Raw genomic sequence first — 17,297 nt, 5'->3', positions numbered from 1 at the left:
GCCGCGAAGCCAGTGCAGTATGACTTCGCGACAACGCTGATCTTCGGCGTGGCAAATGCGCTATTGGCTGCGGATGGGGTGGTGGCTTCGCGGCTGACGCCGCTCCCACAAGCGTCGGCGATATTGCGTGACTGCTGGCGGTTGCCGGTGTTGGCGGGGGCCGCTACTGTCCACGGCTGTTCTGTAATCCGCTGGAGTTCCGATGACGCGTAAACCGCTTACCGCCGCGCTGGCGCTGGGCATGAGCCTGGCCGCCGCTGCCGCCCACGCCAACGAAGGCATGTGGATGCCTACGCAGCTGCCGGAGTTGGCGAGGACGCTCAAGGAAGCCGGCTTCAAGGGTGACCCGAAGCAGCTGGCCGATGTCACCGCGCCGCCACTCAGCGCGGTGGTGCGTGTCGGCGGTGGTACCGGCTCGTTCGTCTCCGACGAGGGCCTGCTGCTGACCAACCACCACGTGGCCTATGGCGTCATCCAGTACAACGCCAGCAAGGAGCACAACTATATCGACGACGGTTTCATCGCCCAGGGCCGCGACGATGAGCGCGCTGCCAATCCGGATTACCGGGTGCTGGTGACGGTGGGCTTCGACAAGGTCACCGATGACGTCCTCAAGGACGCCCGCGGCAAGACCGGGCGTGCGTACTACGACGCGGTGGAAAGCGCACGCAAGCGCATCGTCGCCGACTGCGAAGCCGAAGGCGGCGTGCGCTGCTCGGTGGCAAACATGTATTACGGCACTGACTTCTACCGCATCCGCCAGTTGGAGCTGACCGACATCCGTCTGGTCTATGCGCCGCCGCGTGCGATTGGCAACTACGGCGATGAGATCGATAACTTCATGTGGCCGCGCCACACCGGCGATTTCACCCTGCTGCGTGCCTACGTCGGCAAGGACGGCAAGCCGGCGCCGTATAGCAAGGACAACGTGCCTTACCAGCCGCCGGCACACCTGAAGATGTCGTTGGATGGTCCCAAGGAAGGCGATTACGCGATGTTGGCCGGTTACCCGGGCACCACCTACCGTCTGCGTACCGCCGACGAATTCGCCAGCCAGATCGATACCGTGCTGCCGCGCCGTGTCGAGGTGTTCCAGCAGCTGATCGACGTGATCGAAGCACAGGGCAAGGGCAATGCCGATGCACGCACGCGCTATGCCTCACAGCTGCAGTCGCTGAAGAACAACCGCAAGCGTGCCGCCGGCGAACTGGAAGGCCTGCTGCGCAGCGTTGCCAAGAACCAGCGTGCGCAGGATGAGCAGGCGATGCTGGCCAGCGCCGACGGCAAATACAAGGCTGATATCGATGCGCTGTTTGCGTCGCTGGCCGCAGGGCAGCAGGCAGCTGCAGGTGAGTTCCTGCTCGCTACCTTGTCCAGCCAGACCCAGTTGCTGCGTTCGGCGATGCTGCTTGAACGCCTGCGCATCGAGTCGGCCAAGCCCGACGCACAGCGCGAAAGTGGCTATCAGCAGCGTGACCAGGCGCTGATCGAAGGGGTGCTCAAGCAGGTACAGCGCCGCTACGATCCAGCCACCGAGAAGGCGCTGATCAGTGCCTTGATGCTGCGTTACCAACAATTGCCCGACGACCAGCGCGAGCGCGGCTATGACGAGGTTTTCGGCCGTACACCGGCACAACTGACGCAGCGTCTGGATGCGCTTTACAAGGGTACCGGTCTGGGCACGGAGGAAGCACGCCTGTCGCGTTTTGCGACCGCGCGGCAGGGCCAGGCGGTTGCAGCTGACCCGCTGGTGCAGGCTGCCGCCGTACTGGTGCAGGCGCAGATCGCGACCGAAGGCAAGAGCAAGGAACGCGAAGGCGAGCAGCTGCGCCTGCGTCCGTCCTACATGCAGGCGCTGTTTGCATGGCGTGCAAGCCAGGGCAGGGCGGTATACCCGGATGCCAACAGCACCCTGCGTATCAGCTACGGCCAGGTCGAGGCACTGCATCCGCGTGATGCGGTCAGCTATGCACCGGTGACCACGGTGGCCGGCATCGTCGAGAAGAACACCAATACGGTGCCGTTCGACGCACCCAAGCCGCTGCTGGCAGCGATCGCCAAGGGGGACTTTGGCAGCACCGCCGATCCGGTCTTGAAGACGCAGACGGTCAACTTCCTGACCAACCTGGACACCACGGGCGGCAATTCCGGTTCACCGGTGCTCAACGCCAAGGGCGAGCTGATCGGCCTGAACTTCGACTCCAACTGGGAATCGGTCAGCGCCAGCTGGTGGTTCGACCCGCGCTACAAGCGTGCCGTGCACGTGGACATGCGCTACCTGCGCTGGCTGTTGGCCAAGGTGTACCCGGCACCGGCGCTGCTGCAGGAAATGGGCGTGCCTGCCGAGTAAATGTTGCTGAATGGGCGCCGCGAAAGTGGCGCCCATTCCATTCACAAAACGATGTGTACCCCGTTTCTGCGATAACTGACATTACGCTAGGCTAAAATCCCGGTTATAGGTGGGCTGTCTAACTGACGCCCGACAGGGAGAGTTTGTGGTATCGGATTTGAACTATGCGCCCATGGGCGCAGCCAATCCCACGGCCTTGGCGCCACTGCGTATCTGGATTGTCGGCAACCTGGAGCTGTTGCAGCCGCTGTTGCCCTATGGTGCTCAGATCCAAGCGTTGGACAGTATTGAAGCGCTGTACCGCGAACTGGTGATCGTTCCCTGTGACATCGTGGTCATCGACACCAGCCGGGTCCGCGCCGGCATGGTCGAGACGGTCGAGCACCTGCGCCGTCGTGATGATCTGGGTGTGGTCCTGTTGGTCGACCCGAATACCCCGCAATTGATTGCCGATGGCCTGTGGGCCGGCGCCGATGCCTGCCTGCCGCACCGCCCGGAGCCTGAATTCCTCGCCGCCAAGCTGTACAGCCTGCGCCGGCGCTTGCCCGGTGAGGCGGCGCAGCTGATCGAAGCCGCTGTTTCTGGGGCTGGTGCCGGCTGGGCGTTGGAATCCGATGGCTGGGACCTGCGTGGGCCCAACGCGCAGGTATTGGCACTGACCGAGGCTGAGCGCGCATTTCTCAGTTTGTTGTTCTCCTCGCCGGCTGAGACAGTCGCCCGCGAGCGCCTGATTGCTGCCCTCACCGACCAGCCCTGGAGCTTTGATCCGCACCGGATTGAAGTGCTGGTGCACCGTCTGCGCAACCGCGTGCAGTCGGCCACCGGCTGTACCCTCCCGGTTCGCGCAGTTCGGGGTGCTGGGTACCGTCTTACGGCCTGATTCACAGTTTTCCGTTAAGCATCTGTTCAAAAATATGCGGGCTGTCAAATTCACATTTGTGAATTTTATTCGCGTAATTTCTGTGTGAAATCAACGTGATAGTGGTTTAACACGCAACGCCAAGGGTTAGTTGCGCGAGCAAGTGAGAGTTTCCGTCACAAAACGGAACTGAATAGGCACGCACGCGCCGTAAGAATCCGCGCCAATACAGGCGCCTCACGGCGCTGAATTGACGGCTCGTTTTGGGGCGAACCGTCTGACGAACATGAATTTTCCCGGGCTGCCAGATCTGGCGGCCCGCGCGCGCAGCGTTTGCAAGAGGCTTACCGATGTACATCCAGTCCGAAGGTGAAGTGGTCAAATCCTTGAAGTCAGGCGCTGAGTCCGCTCATCGTCGAGCAGGGCGTTGGGCGCAAATCGCAGTTTGGAAGCATCGTGCGGTGGCGCTGCTGCTTGTCATCGGGGGCATGCTTCCAGTCGCTGGGGCGATGGCAGCGGTGATTCCCCAGGAAGTAACGCCGCCAACAAATCTCGGCGTCGAGATGAAAGCGGCTCTCGCAGTCAGCTGGGATACCGCGCCAGTCAGTTCGGGCGGCACATTCACGCTGAAGCTGCCGGCCGAGGTAACCGTCGAGCCCGCAGACGCGTTGGCGGCAGGTTGCACCGGCCCGGTGTCGGGAACGCTCACCTGCACCATTCCGCCTGGTGTCATCGACGGAACCCTGCGCGTACAGGTCAAGGGTGTGCAGCCTGCACAATCGCTGAGTTTTATTGCCACCGGTGATGACCCGGGCAATACCAGCGCGAGTAACAATACCGGCAGCGTTACCCCCAGCGGCGATCTGACGGTTACCAAACTAAAGACTTCGCCGGTTGGCAATGTGGTCGCCAGCGGCAAGATGAGCTTTGAGCTGAAGCCGCGCATCGGCGGCGTCAATGCAGACATTCCTGCAGGTGCGTCGATCAAAGTTGTTGATAAATTGCCCGGTGGCGTCGGTCAGTTTGAAGCGACCAGCGCAGCAGTGAGCGCGGGGCCGGCGGCCAGCTGTGTGATCGAAAAGCCATTGCATACGGTCACCTGTACCTACAGCGGGCCGTTGCAGGCCAGTAGTTTCGCCAATGCGAGCATTGTTGTAGAGGGCGTGCAGAGGGCAGAAGGCAGCTTTGACAATAATGTCGAAATCGTTCCGGTCAGCGGCTATCTGGATCGGGTGGTAGACGCAAACAACAAGGATTCGGTGGCCTATAGCGCCGATCCAGGTACCGACATCCAGGCGCTGGCAAGCCTGTCCGCCGGTCCGCACCTGCCTGAGAGCAATGCGACGCTGACGCTGAAGTACAAGAACAATGGCCCGGTCACTTCGACCAATGGCAGTATCGAAGCGTTGATCCCGGATGGCTTTGTCATCGACAACGCAAATTTGCCGGTGGGCTGTCTGTTGGCATCCAATGCCCCATCCTCCGGGCAGACGCTGACCTGCCAGGTCAACGGAACCTTGGCCGCAGGTAGCGAAAAGCCGTTCGTCATTCCGGTAAAGATGCCGCCTACGCCTGGCGCCGGGAGCATCGCGGTCAAGGTCAATCCGGACCCCAGCTTGGCCGATGGTGACCCGACCAACAATACGACCAGCGTGAACTACATGGTCGATACGCCGCTGGCCGACCTGAGTTTGAAGAAAGAAAAGCTCAAGGCTGGTGGCGGTGGCGTGATCTCCGGTCCGCAAACTCCCGGCACGCAGATCACCACCAAGCTGACCTTCACGAATGCAGCCAACAGCACCGGCGTGCTCAGCTACAGCCCGGCAGCGCCGTTGCGGGTGCTGGATTTCATGCGCCCGGAAGAAATTGATGCTGATGCGCTCATCGACATTTCCAGTGGTTGGACGTGCAGCGTCCGTGATGCCGCAACACCTGCGGAGCTTGCACAGCGTCCCAGCCCGCAACACACAAAAATTGTGGAGTGCGAAACCACCACTACGGGGACGCTTGCGATCAATGCGTCGTTGAGCATGTCCTTCACCACCACGATCGCGCCGATGGCGCCGAACGCAGCGCCAGTCACGCTTAGTGACAAGGCCTGCGGTTCCACCACCGCAATGGATATTCTGGGCACGCTGCCCGGCGCCCGCCCTTACCCGGCCGACACAAATGCCGGCAATGATTGCGCGGAGGCAGGAAAGGATCTGGTAGGAACACCGGTTGGTAAAGTTCCTGACAGCGGCAAGATCGATATTGCGAAACAGGTTTCAAAGGACAACGTCAGCTGGTCCGAAAACGTCGTCTTGGGCGAGCTTGACACGGATCTGTACTGGAAAATCCAGATCACCCGTCCGACGGGTGCAACCGTATTGCCGATCCAGACGCTTGACCTGGTCGATGACCTGCCTGGTATTTCAAACCTTGCACATGCGCGTACGCCAGCGATCAGCGTCACGGTCGATTCCGCTCCCGGTAGCTTCAACACGCACAATTGCCCAGCGCAGATCCCGGCCGGTAGCAAGAGGCTGGAATGCAAATTCACCGACGTAGCCGGTGGAGCGGTGATTACCCTGACGCTGCATGTAAAGCGCGAGCTTGGTAGTGCCGATGCCAAGGTGCCAGTGGCGGGCGTAAGCAACAACTGGGTGCTGGACAACAAGGCAAGGATCAGCTCGCCCAACGCAGTGCTGAGCGGAACGGTGGAAGACAACGCCACGGCTGAAATCGCGCCGCGTCTGGATGTGCGCATCACCAACAAAATTGTCAATCCAGGCAAGCCCGCAATCGGGCAGCCGATGACCTTCACGATCAGTGCGGAGAATCGTGGGCCGTTCGCGATCACCCGCGTCGGCGATTTTGTGGTGGTAGATGATATCTACACCGGTCCGGCAACCATGGCGCAGCCGTCCTACGACCTGAGTGCCGGCTTGCCTGCCGTGATCAGTGGGACCGATGCCAGGCTGACGTGCGAACTGCTCCCGGGTGTTCCCGATGCCAATCGCACGCGTGTGCGTTGCAGTAACAACACGACGATTCCGGCAAATAACACGGCCCTGGTGAAGATCAATACCCAGGTTATGCGGCCGGCGCTGACTCCCAGCGCTTACCCGCTGGACAGCGTGGTCTACGACACCGATAAGGCCATCAACACCGCCAGTGTGCAGTTGGGGGCTGGCATCTGCGAATGGAACTCCGAGATCTACAACAACGCAAGCGGCGTGAGCCAGCCGGTGAGTACCGCCTGTGGCGACGCCAGTGCGCTTGGCAACAACGCGCGCACGCTGAAGTTCCAGATCAGCACGCCGGACTACGACCTGGTGCAGGCCAAGGAGGCGATTTTCCCGGTAGGTCGGACTGATCGGATCTTCTATCTGAATGAGGAGCTCCGGTTCCGCTTCACCATCAGCAACGGCGGCTTGACGCGCGCCGAGGCGGTGAAGATGACCGATTTCCTTGATCCGCAGGCAGGCTATGACCTGCAGTTGGTCAGCACCACCGGCGAAAACATGAATGCTGGCACCCTGCTCAGCGGTCACACCAAGGTGGCGCGCGCTGTCAGCTGCAGCCAGCCTGCGGCTGACAAGGTGAGCTGCAAGTTTACCGACAAGGACTACCTCGGACCGAAGGAGCAGCTGGACTTCGAGCTGCGCTTCAAACTGGTCGATAAAAGTGGCACCACCAATACGGCCACCACACGTGTGAGCTTTGGTGATACTGCGATGGTGTGCTCGTCCGGCAGCCAGGAAGACGCCACGACGCCCAACGGCTATGAGCGCAAGGGCTGGTGCACGAAGGCGGTGCACCCGGACAACAACAACAATGCGCGCATCAATGGATCGGTCTGGCCGCGCGGTGATCTGACCGTCAGCAAGACCACCGATCTGCCGCCCGGCAGCAAGATCGATACGGGCGACGTTGTGCCGTTCATCATCACCTTGACCAACAACGGTCCGGATACCGTTGCCCGTCTGCGCATGGTTGATACCTTGCCCAACGGTTTCGAGTGGGTGACCAGCAGCGGTCATACGCCGCTCACCACGGTCAAGGGTGCTGCGAGTATCACGTCTGCGCTGGCGATTAGAAGCAGTGTGCCGACAGCGGGCACAGGCAATGTCTGCTATCTCTCCGGCAGTTCAACCAACCCCATCACAGACGGTAGCCAGCATCAGCAGATCACCTGTGACCTGCTGGGTAATTTCCCCAACGGCGCTGCCAATGGTGTCGAGGTAAAGCTGTGGGCGCGTCCGGTGCCTGGCGTATATAGCGGGCCGTATGCAACGCCCGTCAAGAACAAGGTCAAAGTGTCGCCGGGGCGTGATGAGAATGACGCCGAGGCGTTCAAGGAGCCCGATACCACCAACAACGACGCTGAGTCGGATGTAGAGGTCAAGCAGGCGGCCAGCATTGGCGGTCGCGTGTTCGCCGATGCCAACGACAACGGCGACCAGGATCCTGGTGATGCGGCCATTGCGGGTGTTGAGCTCACGCTCATTGGTGTAGATGCCAATGGCAATACCATTGCATTGACCACGCTGACCAACAGCAGCGGCGACTACCTGTTCCGGAATCTTCCGCCGTCGGACGCAAGCGGCTACACGATCACCCAGAAGCAGCCGAGCGGCTACCCGGTCAATGGCGTAGCCCAGCCCAACACGGTGCGCAGCCTCCGCAACGGCAGCAGCGTCGGTGTGACCAGCAAGGGCACGGCGTCCAACCCGGACAACGCCACCAGTGTGATCAGTGGTGTTGTGCTGAGCTCGGGTGGTACGGGCGTGATGTTCGATTTCCCCGAGCCGAATGAGCGTCAGCTCAGTGGTTTCGTCTACGTCGATCAGGACAATTCGTTGACCTTCAATGCCGGCGACGCGCCGATTGTGGGCGCGACACTGACCCTGCTTGAGGTGGAAACCGGTCGTGTGCTTCCGCCGGTTACCACGACTAACACCGGTGCCTATACGTTTACCGGTCTGTCCGCAGGTAAGACCTATGTACTGGGCGAACCGCTGCCGAGCAGCCCGGCTGGCCTGGTTGATGTGCCCGCAGCCGTGAACCCCGGCAAGATCGGCGGTGTGCTGTGCGTATCCACCGTTTGTATTCCGGGCGCGGGCACCGCAGCCAATGAAAGCCGCATCAGCGGCATCAAGTTGGTGGCCGGCAACGGCACCGAGTTCAACTTCGGCGAAAACCTGAAGGCTCCGATCAGCGGTGTCGTCTTCCTTGACAGGAAGGCGACAGCGGGCGACTTTGATGGTGGCAGCAACGACGTCGGCATTGCCGGCGTGGATATCGCCATCAAGGTCAAGGACGGCGGTGCCTGGGTTACCGTCTATACCGGCAAGACCGACGCCAACGGTGCATACAGCTATCTCGATGCGGTTATTGGCAAGGAATACCTGATTGAAGAGGTAGTCCAGCCTGCAGGCCTGGGCCAGAGCGTTACCAATCCGGGCAACTCGATCACGATTGCCAAATTGCCCGTTGCAGGTCAAAGCGGCAACAATTTCGGTGAGAAGGCTGCGGTGCTGTCCGGCGTGGTCTACCTGGATAGCAACAACAACGGTGCGCAGGATGGCACCGAGCCGGGTTTGCCGAACGTGGTGATCAGCCTCCCGGTCGCGGTCAAGAACGCGCTGGGCGCGGACCACCTGACCGCCACCACCGACGCGAACGGCAACTACAGCTTCCCGGACCTGTTGGCGGGCACCTATACGGTGACACAGCAGAGTGCACAGCCGGTCTACGGTGGCGTAACCACCCACAACGGCAAGACCACCGAGGGCAGTACCGGTGGCACGGCGACCGCGGTGAGTGTGGTGCCCAGCGCCATCAGTGATATCCCGCTGATCGCGGGTGGCAGCTCGGTGCTGAACAACTTCGGCGAAATACTGGTAGCCGCCATCAGCGGTTCGGTCTACGTGGACCGCAACGACAATGGCAGCTTCGACGCCGCCGATGCGGGCAGCACCAACTCGGCGGCCAATGGCGGTATCGAGGGTGTTGTGGTGGTGTTGTATGAAGCTGACGGCACGACCGAGATCACCCGCGTCCGCACCGACGCACAGGGCGATTACAGCTTCAACAACCTGCCGACCGGCGTTGGTTACGTGGTCAAGGAACTGCAGCCGACCGGCTATGCCGAGGGCAAGCAGAACAGCAGCAACAGCATCAGCATCGGTGCCTTGCCGGTGGCGGGTGTCACCGGTCAGAACTTCGGCGAACTGTTGGGCTCGCTGGCAGGCCTGGTATACGAGGATTTCTCGGGCACTGCGTCGAACAACAACAATGGCCGCCACGATTCCGGTGAGAAGTTCATCGGCGGAGTGACCTTGAGGCTGACCGGCACCGATGCCAATGGCGACCCGGTCGACCGCGTCGCCACCACCGATACCAGCACCGGCGCTTATGGCTTTGGTGACCTGCTCGCTGGCTCCTATGTCATCACCGAGACCCAGCCGCAGGCCTATATCGACGGCAAGCACACCGTGGGCACCATCGGTGGCAGTGCACAGGGCAGCAATGCCGTGGCCAATGTCATCAGCGGCATCACGCTCGCTGCTGGGCAGAAGGGCATCGATTACCTGTTCGGTGAGCTGGCCAATGCGCCGATCAGCGGCACGGTCTACATTGATCGCAACAATGATGGCAAGCAGGACGCTGGTGAGCCGGGCATCCCCAACATCAGCCTCACGGTGGAGGTGGAAGACGGCCCGGGCAACTGGGTGAAGGTGCCGGGTCCGGCCATCGTCACCGACAACAACGGCCACTACACCTATCCGGACGCTGTAACCGGCAAGAACTACCGTGTCACCGAGACGCAGCCAACCGGTTTGGCTGATGGCAAGGAGAACGGCACCGTCAATACCGGTACGCCGAACGTCGTCGTCATCAACAACCTGCCGTTGACCGGCTCCAGCGGCAACAACTTCGGCGAAAAGGCCGCGGTGTTGTCTGGTGTCGTCTATCTGGACAGCAACAACAATGGCACCCAGGACGCCGGTGAGCCGGGCCTGGCCAACGTCGAAGTGAGCCTGCCGGCCAGCGTGCAGAACGTGCTGGGCCAGGGCGCACTGACCGCGACGACCGATGCTGATGGCAACTACGTGTTCCAGGACCTGCTGGCCGGCACCTATACGGTGACCCAGCAGGCGGCGCAGCCGAGCTACAACGGTGCGCCGACCATCAACGGCATCACCACCGTCGGCACTACCGGCGGTGTGGCGACGCTGGTGACAACCGTGCCCAGCGCGATCAGCGGCATCACCCTGGCTGCCGGCGGTGTGTCCGAGAAGAACAACTTCGGCGAAGTGCTGCAGGTGTCGATCTCTGGTGCGGTGTTCCTCGACGTCAACAATGATGGCGCGATGCTGGGTGCGGGCGAGACCGGCCTGGACGGTGTGGTCATAGAACTGAGCGGCTTCGACGATACCGGTGCCAAGGTCGACCTGAGCACCACCACCGACAAGGACGGCAAGTTCAGCTTCGAAGGCCTGCGTCCGGGCAAGTACAGCCTGACCGAGCCGACCCAGCCGACCGGTACCGCCAATGGCATCACCACCGCCGGTAGCGCGGGCGGTACTGCCACGCCGGTTACCACGGTGCCGAGCAAGATCACCGACATTGATTTGTCGGTGCCGGGCACGGCATCGGTGGACAATCTGTTCGGTGAAATTCCGCGCAGCAGCGCCATCAGCGGCAAGGTGTGGGAAGACACCAACAATGATGGTGTGGTGGATCCGGGCGAGAAGGGCATCGGTGGCGTGACCGTGGAGCTGGAAGGCACCGCGATCGATGGCACGCCGATCAAGCTCACCGTGACCACCGCTGCAGACGGCAGCTACAGCTTTGACGAGCTGCCGCCGGGCACCTACACCGTGACCGAGCCGAACCAGCCGCCGGGCACCCTGGACGGCAAGACCGTGCCGGGCAGCACCGGTGGTACCGCGACCCCGCCGGGCACCGCGCCGTCGAAGATCTCGACGATCGTGGTTGGCGTCAACGAAACCTCGAAGGACAACAACTTCGGTGAAGTGCCGGTGGGCAGCATTGCCGGCTTCGTCTACAACGACAGCAACGATGACGGCATCAAGCAGAACGACGAAGGTGGCTACGCCATGATCGACGTGGTGCTGACCGGTACCGATGACCTGGGCAACCCGGTCAATGTGCAGGGCGTCACCGATGCGCAGGGTCACTATGTGTTCCAGAACCTGCGCCCGGGCACCTACATCGTGACCGAGCCGAACCAGCCTGCCGAGACCCTCAATGGCCTGACCACCGCCGGCAGCATCGACGGTGTGAAGTCCGGCGCCAAGGTCACCGGCAAGGAGACCGTGCCTTCGCAGATCGACGGCATCGTGTTGAAGCCGGGCAACAACTCGGTGGACAACAACTTCGGCGAGATCGGCGATTCGCCGGACATGCTGGTCAGCAAGGCGTCCAACACGGTCAAGTTCACCGTCAACAACGTGGGCAGCTACACCATCCGCGTGCGCAACGGCGGGCAGAAGCCATCCTTCGGCGAGTACATCGTCAAGGATCGCCTGCCGGTGGGCCTGACCCTGGCCGAAGTGCCGGCAGGCAACAACTGGACCTGTTCCGGTGCGGTGGGCGATGCCCGCTTTGAATGCCGTAGTTCGGAAGTGGTCAACGTCGGCACCACTTCGCTGTCTGACATCACCGTCAAGGTGCACGTCGGCATCGAGGCTGCCAACGCCGGCACCGTCAACAATGCGGTGCTGATCGAGGGCGGCGGTGAGAACGAGTTCCGTACGCCGACCACCACCGAGCGCAGCACCTTTGAAGGCAACGTCGGCGACCTGCCGGTGTGCGATACCAGCATCACCCAGAACGTCTGCCGCGTGCCCAACCAGGTGCAGCTGTCGTCCTCGGTGGGCGGCACCGTGTGGTTCGATGTCGGTAGCGAGGACACCTTCCTCGACGGCGGCGACGAGCGTCTGCAATCGTGGATCGTGGAACTGCTGGATTCGGTGACCGGTCTGGTTTCCCAGTCCACCATCACCGCGGTGGACGGCAGCTATCGCTTCGCCGACGTGATCCCGGGCGTGAAGTGGAACATCCAGTTCCGCGATCCGAGCTCGGGCGTGTTGTGGGCGTGGCCGGTGAACCAGGAAACCGCTGGCGGCATGGGCGTGGCCTGTGACAGCCCGCGTGCCATCGGCAATGACGGCGTCAGTGCCTGCCGTGTCAGCGAGAACGGCAGCAGCCAGCTGCAGGTCGTGCTCGAAGCCGGCCAGCATCTGCCGCAGCAGAGCCTGCCGGTGGACCCGTCCGGTGTCGTCTACGACGCGGTCACTCGTGATCCGGTGCCGGGTTCCATCGTCACTCTCGCGCCGGTTGGCGTGTGCACCGGCTATGACCCGAACACCGCCATCCTCAATGCCGGCGCCGGTGGTTACCGCGTGGAAGGCAATGCGGTGTCGATGACGGTGGGCAACAACGGCTATTACCAGTTCATGTTTGGTCCGGCCGCGCCGGCACGTTGCGAGTTCCAGCTGACGGTCACGCCGCCGGGTGGTTACCAGTTCGTGTCGTCGCTGATCCCGGCGCAGAGCGGTTCGTTGTCGCCGCTGGGCGCTGCTGGCAGCAGCCACCTGGTGCAGCCGCAGACCGGTGCTCCGACGGGTGCGGTGGGCACGCCGACCCAGTACTGGTTGAACCTGTTCGCAGGCTCCGCCGTTGCCGGTGTGGTGCACAACCACATCCCGCTGGACACGGCCGAGGCCACCGGCCTGGTGATCACCAAGACCGGTGACCGCCAGACCGCTGAAATCGGTGACACCGTGCAGTACACCATCACCGTTCGGCAGACCGCCGGCAGCGCGATGGCTACCTTGAACGTGGTCGATACGCTGCCGCGTGGCTTCACCTACATCGACGGCACTGGCCGTGTGGGTGGCCGCGCCGTGGAGGATCCGATCGGCAAGCCGGGCCCGCGTCTGGGCTTCAACCTTGGCCCGATCAATGTTGGCCAGCAGTTGGTGCTCACCTACCGCGTGCGTGTTGGCGTTGGTGCGCAGCAGGGCGATGGCATCAACCGTGCGCAGGCACATGGTTGCTCGATCAGCGGTGGCTGTATCGATCCGATCGGCTTGACGCCGGTACCGGGTTCGGTGCCGTCCAACCGTGCCGAGTACCGCGTGCGCGTCACCGGTGGCGTGTTCACCGAGGAAGCCTGCGTGCTGGGCAAGATCTTCGTGGACTGCAACAACAACCATGTGCAGGACGAGGAAGAGCTGGGTATCCCGGGCGTGCGCATGTACTTCTCCAACGGCACCTGGATGATTTCCGATTCCGAGGGCAAGTACAGCTATTGCGGCCTGCCGCCGCAGAGCCACACCTTGAAGGTGGACCCGTCCACCTTGCCGGTGGGCGCTCGTCTGACCACCAGCAGCAACCGCAACCTGGGCGATGCCGACAGCCTGTTCCTGGACCTGAAGAACGGTGAGCTGCATCGCGCCGACTTCGTCGAGGGCAGTTGCTCCAACCCGCTGTTGGAGCAGGTGAAGGCGCGCCGTACCCAGGGTGAGGTGCGCGCACCGGAAACCGAAATCGGGCAGTCGCAGCTGCGCTTTGACAGCAAGCCGGTCCGTGCGCCGCAGCAGGCCACGGACTCGTCCAACCAGAGGCCGATCGTGCAACCGCGACCCAACCCGCCGTCCGCGGCGGCCCAGCAGGAGGTGCAGCCATGAGCCGCACCGCCCTGCGCAAGATGCCGCGCATGAGCCTGCTGGCCTGCGCCCTGGCAACGGCATCGCTGCCGTTGATGGCCCAGAACGTGGGTAGCAGCACCCGTTTCACCCCGGTGATCGGCGACAGCAGCACGCTGTATCCACGCTCGTTGACCACGCTTGATACGCCGCCGGAAGTGGTGGCGGCGCGCTCGGGTGAAGTGGACTACAGCCGCAACGCCGGTGTTGATCGCGTCTCGGTTGAAGTGGACCGTGATGGCGTGCCGGCCGACGGCCAGACGCCGGTGCACATCACCGTGCATCTGCTCGGCGCCGACGGCAAGCCGCTGGCCGGCAAGTCCTTCGTCACCATCGAGAACAGCGGTGGCCGCATCCGCCTGCCGGGTTCGCGCACCGATGAATTCGGACCCGGTGCCAGCGACGCCGACAAGGTGATGCCTGGCGTGCAGCTGGAAGTCGAGAACGGCGTTGCCGAGTTCGACCTGGTCGCCCCGCATGACCCGCAGGATGTGTTGCTGCGGATCACTGCCGGTGGCGAAACCGCCGAAGGCACGATCGGCTTCCTGCCGGAAATGCGTGAGCTGCTTGCCACCGGCCTGATCGAGGGCGTGTTGAACTTCCGCAACAAGTCCAACGCCAGCCTGATTTCGCCGGTGCAACACCACGATGCCTTCGACCGCGATATCCGTCGCTGGGAGAAGCAGTTCAACAACGGCAAGGCCAGCGCATCGGCGCGTACCGCGTTCTTCGTCAAGGGCCGGATCAAGGGCGAGTACCTGCTCACCGCGGCCTATGACTCGGACAAGGATGTGCGTGGCCGCCTGCTGCGTGATATCCAGCCGGAAGAGTTCTACCCGGTGTACGGTGATTCCTCGCTGCGTGGCTTCGATGCACGTTCGGCCGAGCGCCTGTACGTGCGCGTGGACAACAAGCGCAGCTACCTGCTGTACGGAGACTTCCAGACCGGCGACACCCTGGCCACGACCAGTGGCGTTGGCGGCAGCGGCCCGATCCCGCAGCGCAGCCTGAGCACCTACAACCGCACCGCGACCGGCCTGGGCTGGCACTTTGAAAGTGAGCGCGTGCGTACCAATGTGTTCGCCATCGAGGATTCGCTGCGGCAGATCATCGAGGAGTTCCGCAGCCAGGGCAGTGGCCCGTATGCGCTGCGCAACAATGCGGTGCTTGAAGGCAGCGAGCGCGTCGAGATGATCGTGCGCGATCGCAACCAGCCCTCGCGCATCGTTTCGGTGAAAGCGCTGGCGCGACTGGTGGACTACAGCTTCGAGCCGTTCTCCGGGCGCATCCTGCTCAACCAGTTCCTGCCCTCGTTCGACAGCGATCTGAATCCGGTCTCGCTGCGCATTACCTATGAGCTCGATCAGCAGACCGAGAAATTCTGGGTGGTCGGTGCCGACGGCCAGTACAAGCTGACCGACAAGCTGGAAGTCGGCGCATCGGCGGTCGAAGACCAGAACCCGTATGCCGAGTTCAAGATGGGCAGCGTCAACGCGGGCTATCGCTTCGGCCAGAACACCATGCTGGTGGCCGAGTTCGCCCGCACCCAGAGCGAGGTCAACACCAACTCGCTCAACCAGGTGACCTCGCAGGGCCTGAAGGATGTCAGCGGTCAGGTCGAAGGCGATGCATGGCGCGTCGAGTTCGCCCACGACGGTGACAAGTTCGACGCCCGCCTGTTCGGTGCGCGCACCGATCCGGAGTTCAACAACCAGGCTTCGCCGCTGTACGGCGGCCGTGGCGAATACAGCGGCCGCATGTCCTATGCCGTTGGCCCGCGCCTGGAGCTGTACGTTGAAGCCCTGCGCAGCGAAGACCGCAACCCGGATGGTGGCAAGCGCGATGCCGGCGGTGCCGGTGTGCGCGTGGCTGCCACCGAACGCCTGACGCTGGACTTCGGCCTGCGCAGCATCCGCGAAACCATCGGCATCACCTCGCCGTGGTCGAGCACCGGCTACGGCCAGCTGTCCGGCCTTACCGGCGGCTTCGCCACCGGTTCGGGCGGCGGCGCGCTGGGCTACGGCCAGCAGGCGCTGGACCCGGCCACCGGCCTGATGGTGATCAACAGCGGCAGCAACGGCGAATCCATGACCAGCGACCTGCCGGTTGGCACCAAGCTGGAATCGGACAGCGCCCGCATCGGTATCGGCTACCGCTTCAACGACAAGTTCAGCGGCGGTGCCGAGTATGAGCAGAGCGTCAGTGGCGAAGACCGCAACCGCGTTGCTGCCGGCGTTGACTACCAGGTCTTCGAGCGCAGCCGTTTGTACGGCCGCTACGAGAAGCAGACCGGCCTGACCAGCGCCTACGGCATCACCACCACCGACCGCGAGGCCGATGCGCTGGTGTTCGGTATCGACAGCAGCTACATCCGCGACACCCAGGCGTTCTCCGAATACCGCCTGCGTGATGCGATCAGTGGCCGTGATGTGCAGGCTGCCTCGGGCATCCGCAACAACTGGGACGTTGCCAAGGGCCTGCGCCTGAGCAGCTCGATCGAACGTGTCAATGTGATCGCGGGCGATACTGGTGACAGCACCGGCTTGGCCTTGGCCTTGGACTACAGTGCCAACCCGCTGTGGCGCGGCGCGATCCGTGCCGAGCACCGCATCTCCGAAGACGTGCCGGGCACCACCGACAGCAACGAGGCGTTCACCACCTCGCTGCTGCAGTTCATGGTGGCCCGCAAGCTGAGCCGTGACTGGACCTTGTTGGGCCGCAACTACCTGCTGGCCACCAACTATGAAGAACGTGGCGACGTACTGCAGGACCGCTTCCAGATCGGTCTGGCCTACCGTGACACCGACCGCAACCGGATCAACGCCCTGATGCGCTACGAGTACAAGCTCGAGCGTGACGAAAGCGGCCTGACCCTGCTCAACGGTGAGGTGGTCAGTGGTACCAGCCAGGACGTACGCACGCGCGCGCACATCGTCTCCACCCACGCCGACTGGCATCCGTCGCGGCCGTGGTGGCTGACCGGTCGTATTGCCGGCAAATGGCAGCGTGACCAGTTCGCCTATGGCGATGGCAGCCGCGTCAACAGCAGCTTCAACGCCGTACTGGTCTCGGGCCGTGTCGTGTACGACATCACCGAGAACTGGGATATCGGCGTGCTCGGCTCCACCTTCCGCGGCCAGCACGGCGCCAACCAGTACGCCTATGGCGCGGAAGTGGGCCGTTTGTTGCGGCAGAACCTGTGGCTGTCGGCCGGTTACAACTGGACCGGATTTGCAGGCGACAGTGATCTCAATGGCTACGAGTACACGCAGCAGGGCTTCTTCCTGCGCCTGCGCTTCAAGTTCGACGAAGACCTTTTCCGTCGGGACCCGGTCCGCTACCGCGACCCGGCCCGCTGAGG

General features: G+C 62.8%; 5 protein-coding genes. All 5 read left to right on the top strand.

The genetic code is table 11. The features are described 5' to 3' along the window. A partial coding sequence (locus tag ACVOL0_RS07805) for a hypothetical protein (protein WP_481548595.1) occupies nt 1-213 on the top strand: 213 nt, incomplete at its 5' end. After that, complete coding sequence (locus ACVOL0_RS07800) at nt 203-2,350, top strand: S46 family peptidase (RefSeq protein ID WP_481548594.1); 2,148 nt, start codon at nt 203-205, stop codon at nt 2,348-2,350. The genes ACVOL0_RS07805 and ACVOL0_RS07800, both read left to right, overlap by 11 nt. A 157-nt stretch (nt 2,351-2,507) precedes the next feature. Then, nucleotides 2,508-3,230: a winged helix-turn-helix domain-containing protein gene (locus ACVOL0_RS07795; protein WP_481548593.1), complete on the top strand. Its 723-nt coding sequence runs from the start codon at nt 2,508-2,510 to the stop codon at nt 3,228-3,230. 542 nt (nt 3,231-3,772) lie between these two features. Beyond that, nucleotides 3,773-13,918 carry an SdrD B-like domain-containing protein gene (locus tag ACVOL0_RS07790; protein ID WP_481548592.1) on the top strand — a complete coding sequence of 3,382 codons (10,146 nt, stop codon included), beginning with the start codon at nt 3,773-3,775 and terminating at the stop codon, nt 13,916-13,918. After that, nucleotides 13,915-17,295, top strand: coding sequence for an Ig-like domain-containing protein (locus ACVOL0_RS07785; RefSeq protein ID WP_481548591.1), 3,381 nt, complete (start codon nt 13,915-13,917; stop codon nt 17,293-17,295). Before ACVOL0_RS07790 ends, ACVOL0_RS07785 begins: the two co-directional genes overlap by 4 nt. Nucleotides 17,296-17,297 lie beyond the last annotated feature (2 nt).

This window comes from Stenotrophomonas sp. STEN021, from assembly GCF_056760175.1.
Note: the sequence above shows the minus strand (reverse complement) of the source record. Positions and strands in the feature narration are given on the sequence as shown.

What these genes read in the sequence shown, in the direction of transcription:
- ACVOL0_RS07790 (WP_481548592.1), top strand. Translation starts at nt 3,773, where the DNA reads ATGAAAGCGGCTCTCGCAGTCAGCTGGGATACCGCGCCAGTCAGTTCG.
- ACVOL0_RS07785 (WP_481548591.1), top strand. Translation starts at nt 13,915, where the DNA reads ATGAGCCGCACCGCCCTGCGCAAGATGCCGCGCATGAGCCTGCTGGCC.
- ACVOL0_RS07800 (WP_481548594.1), top strand. Translation starts at nt 203, where the DNA reads ATGACGCGTAAACCGCTTACCGCCGCGCTGGCGCTGGGCATGAGCCTG.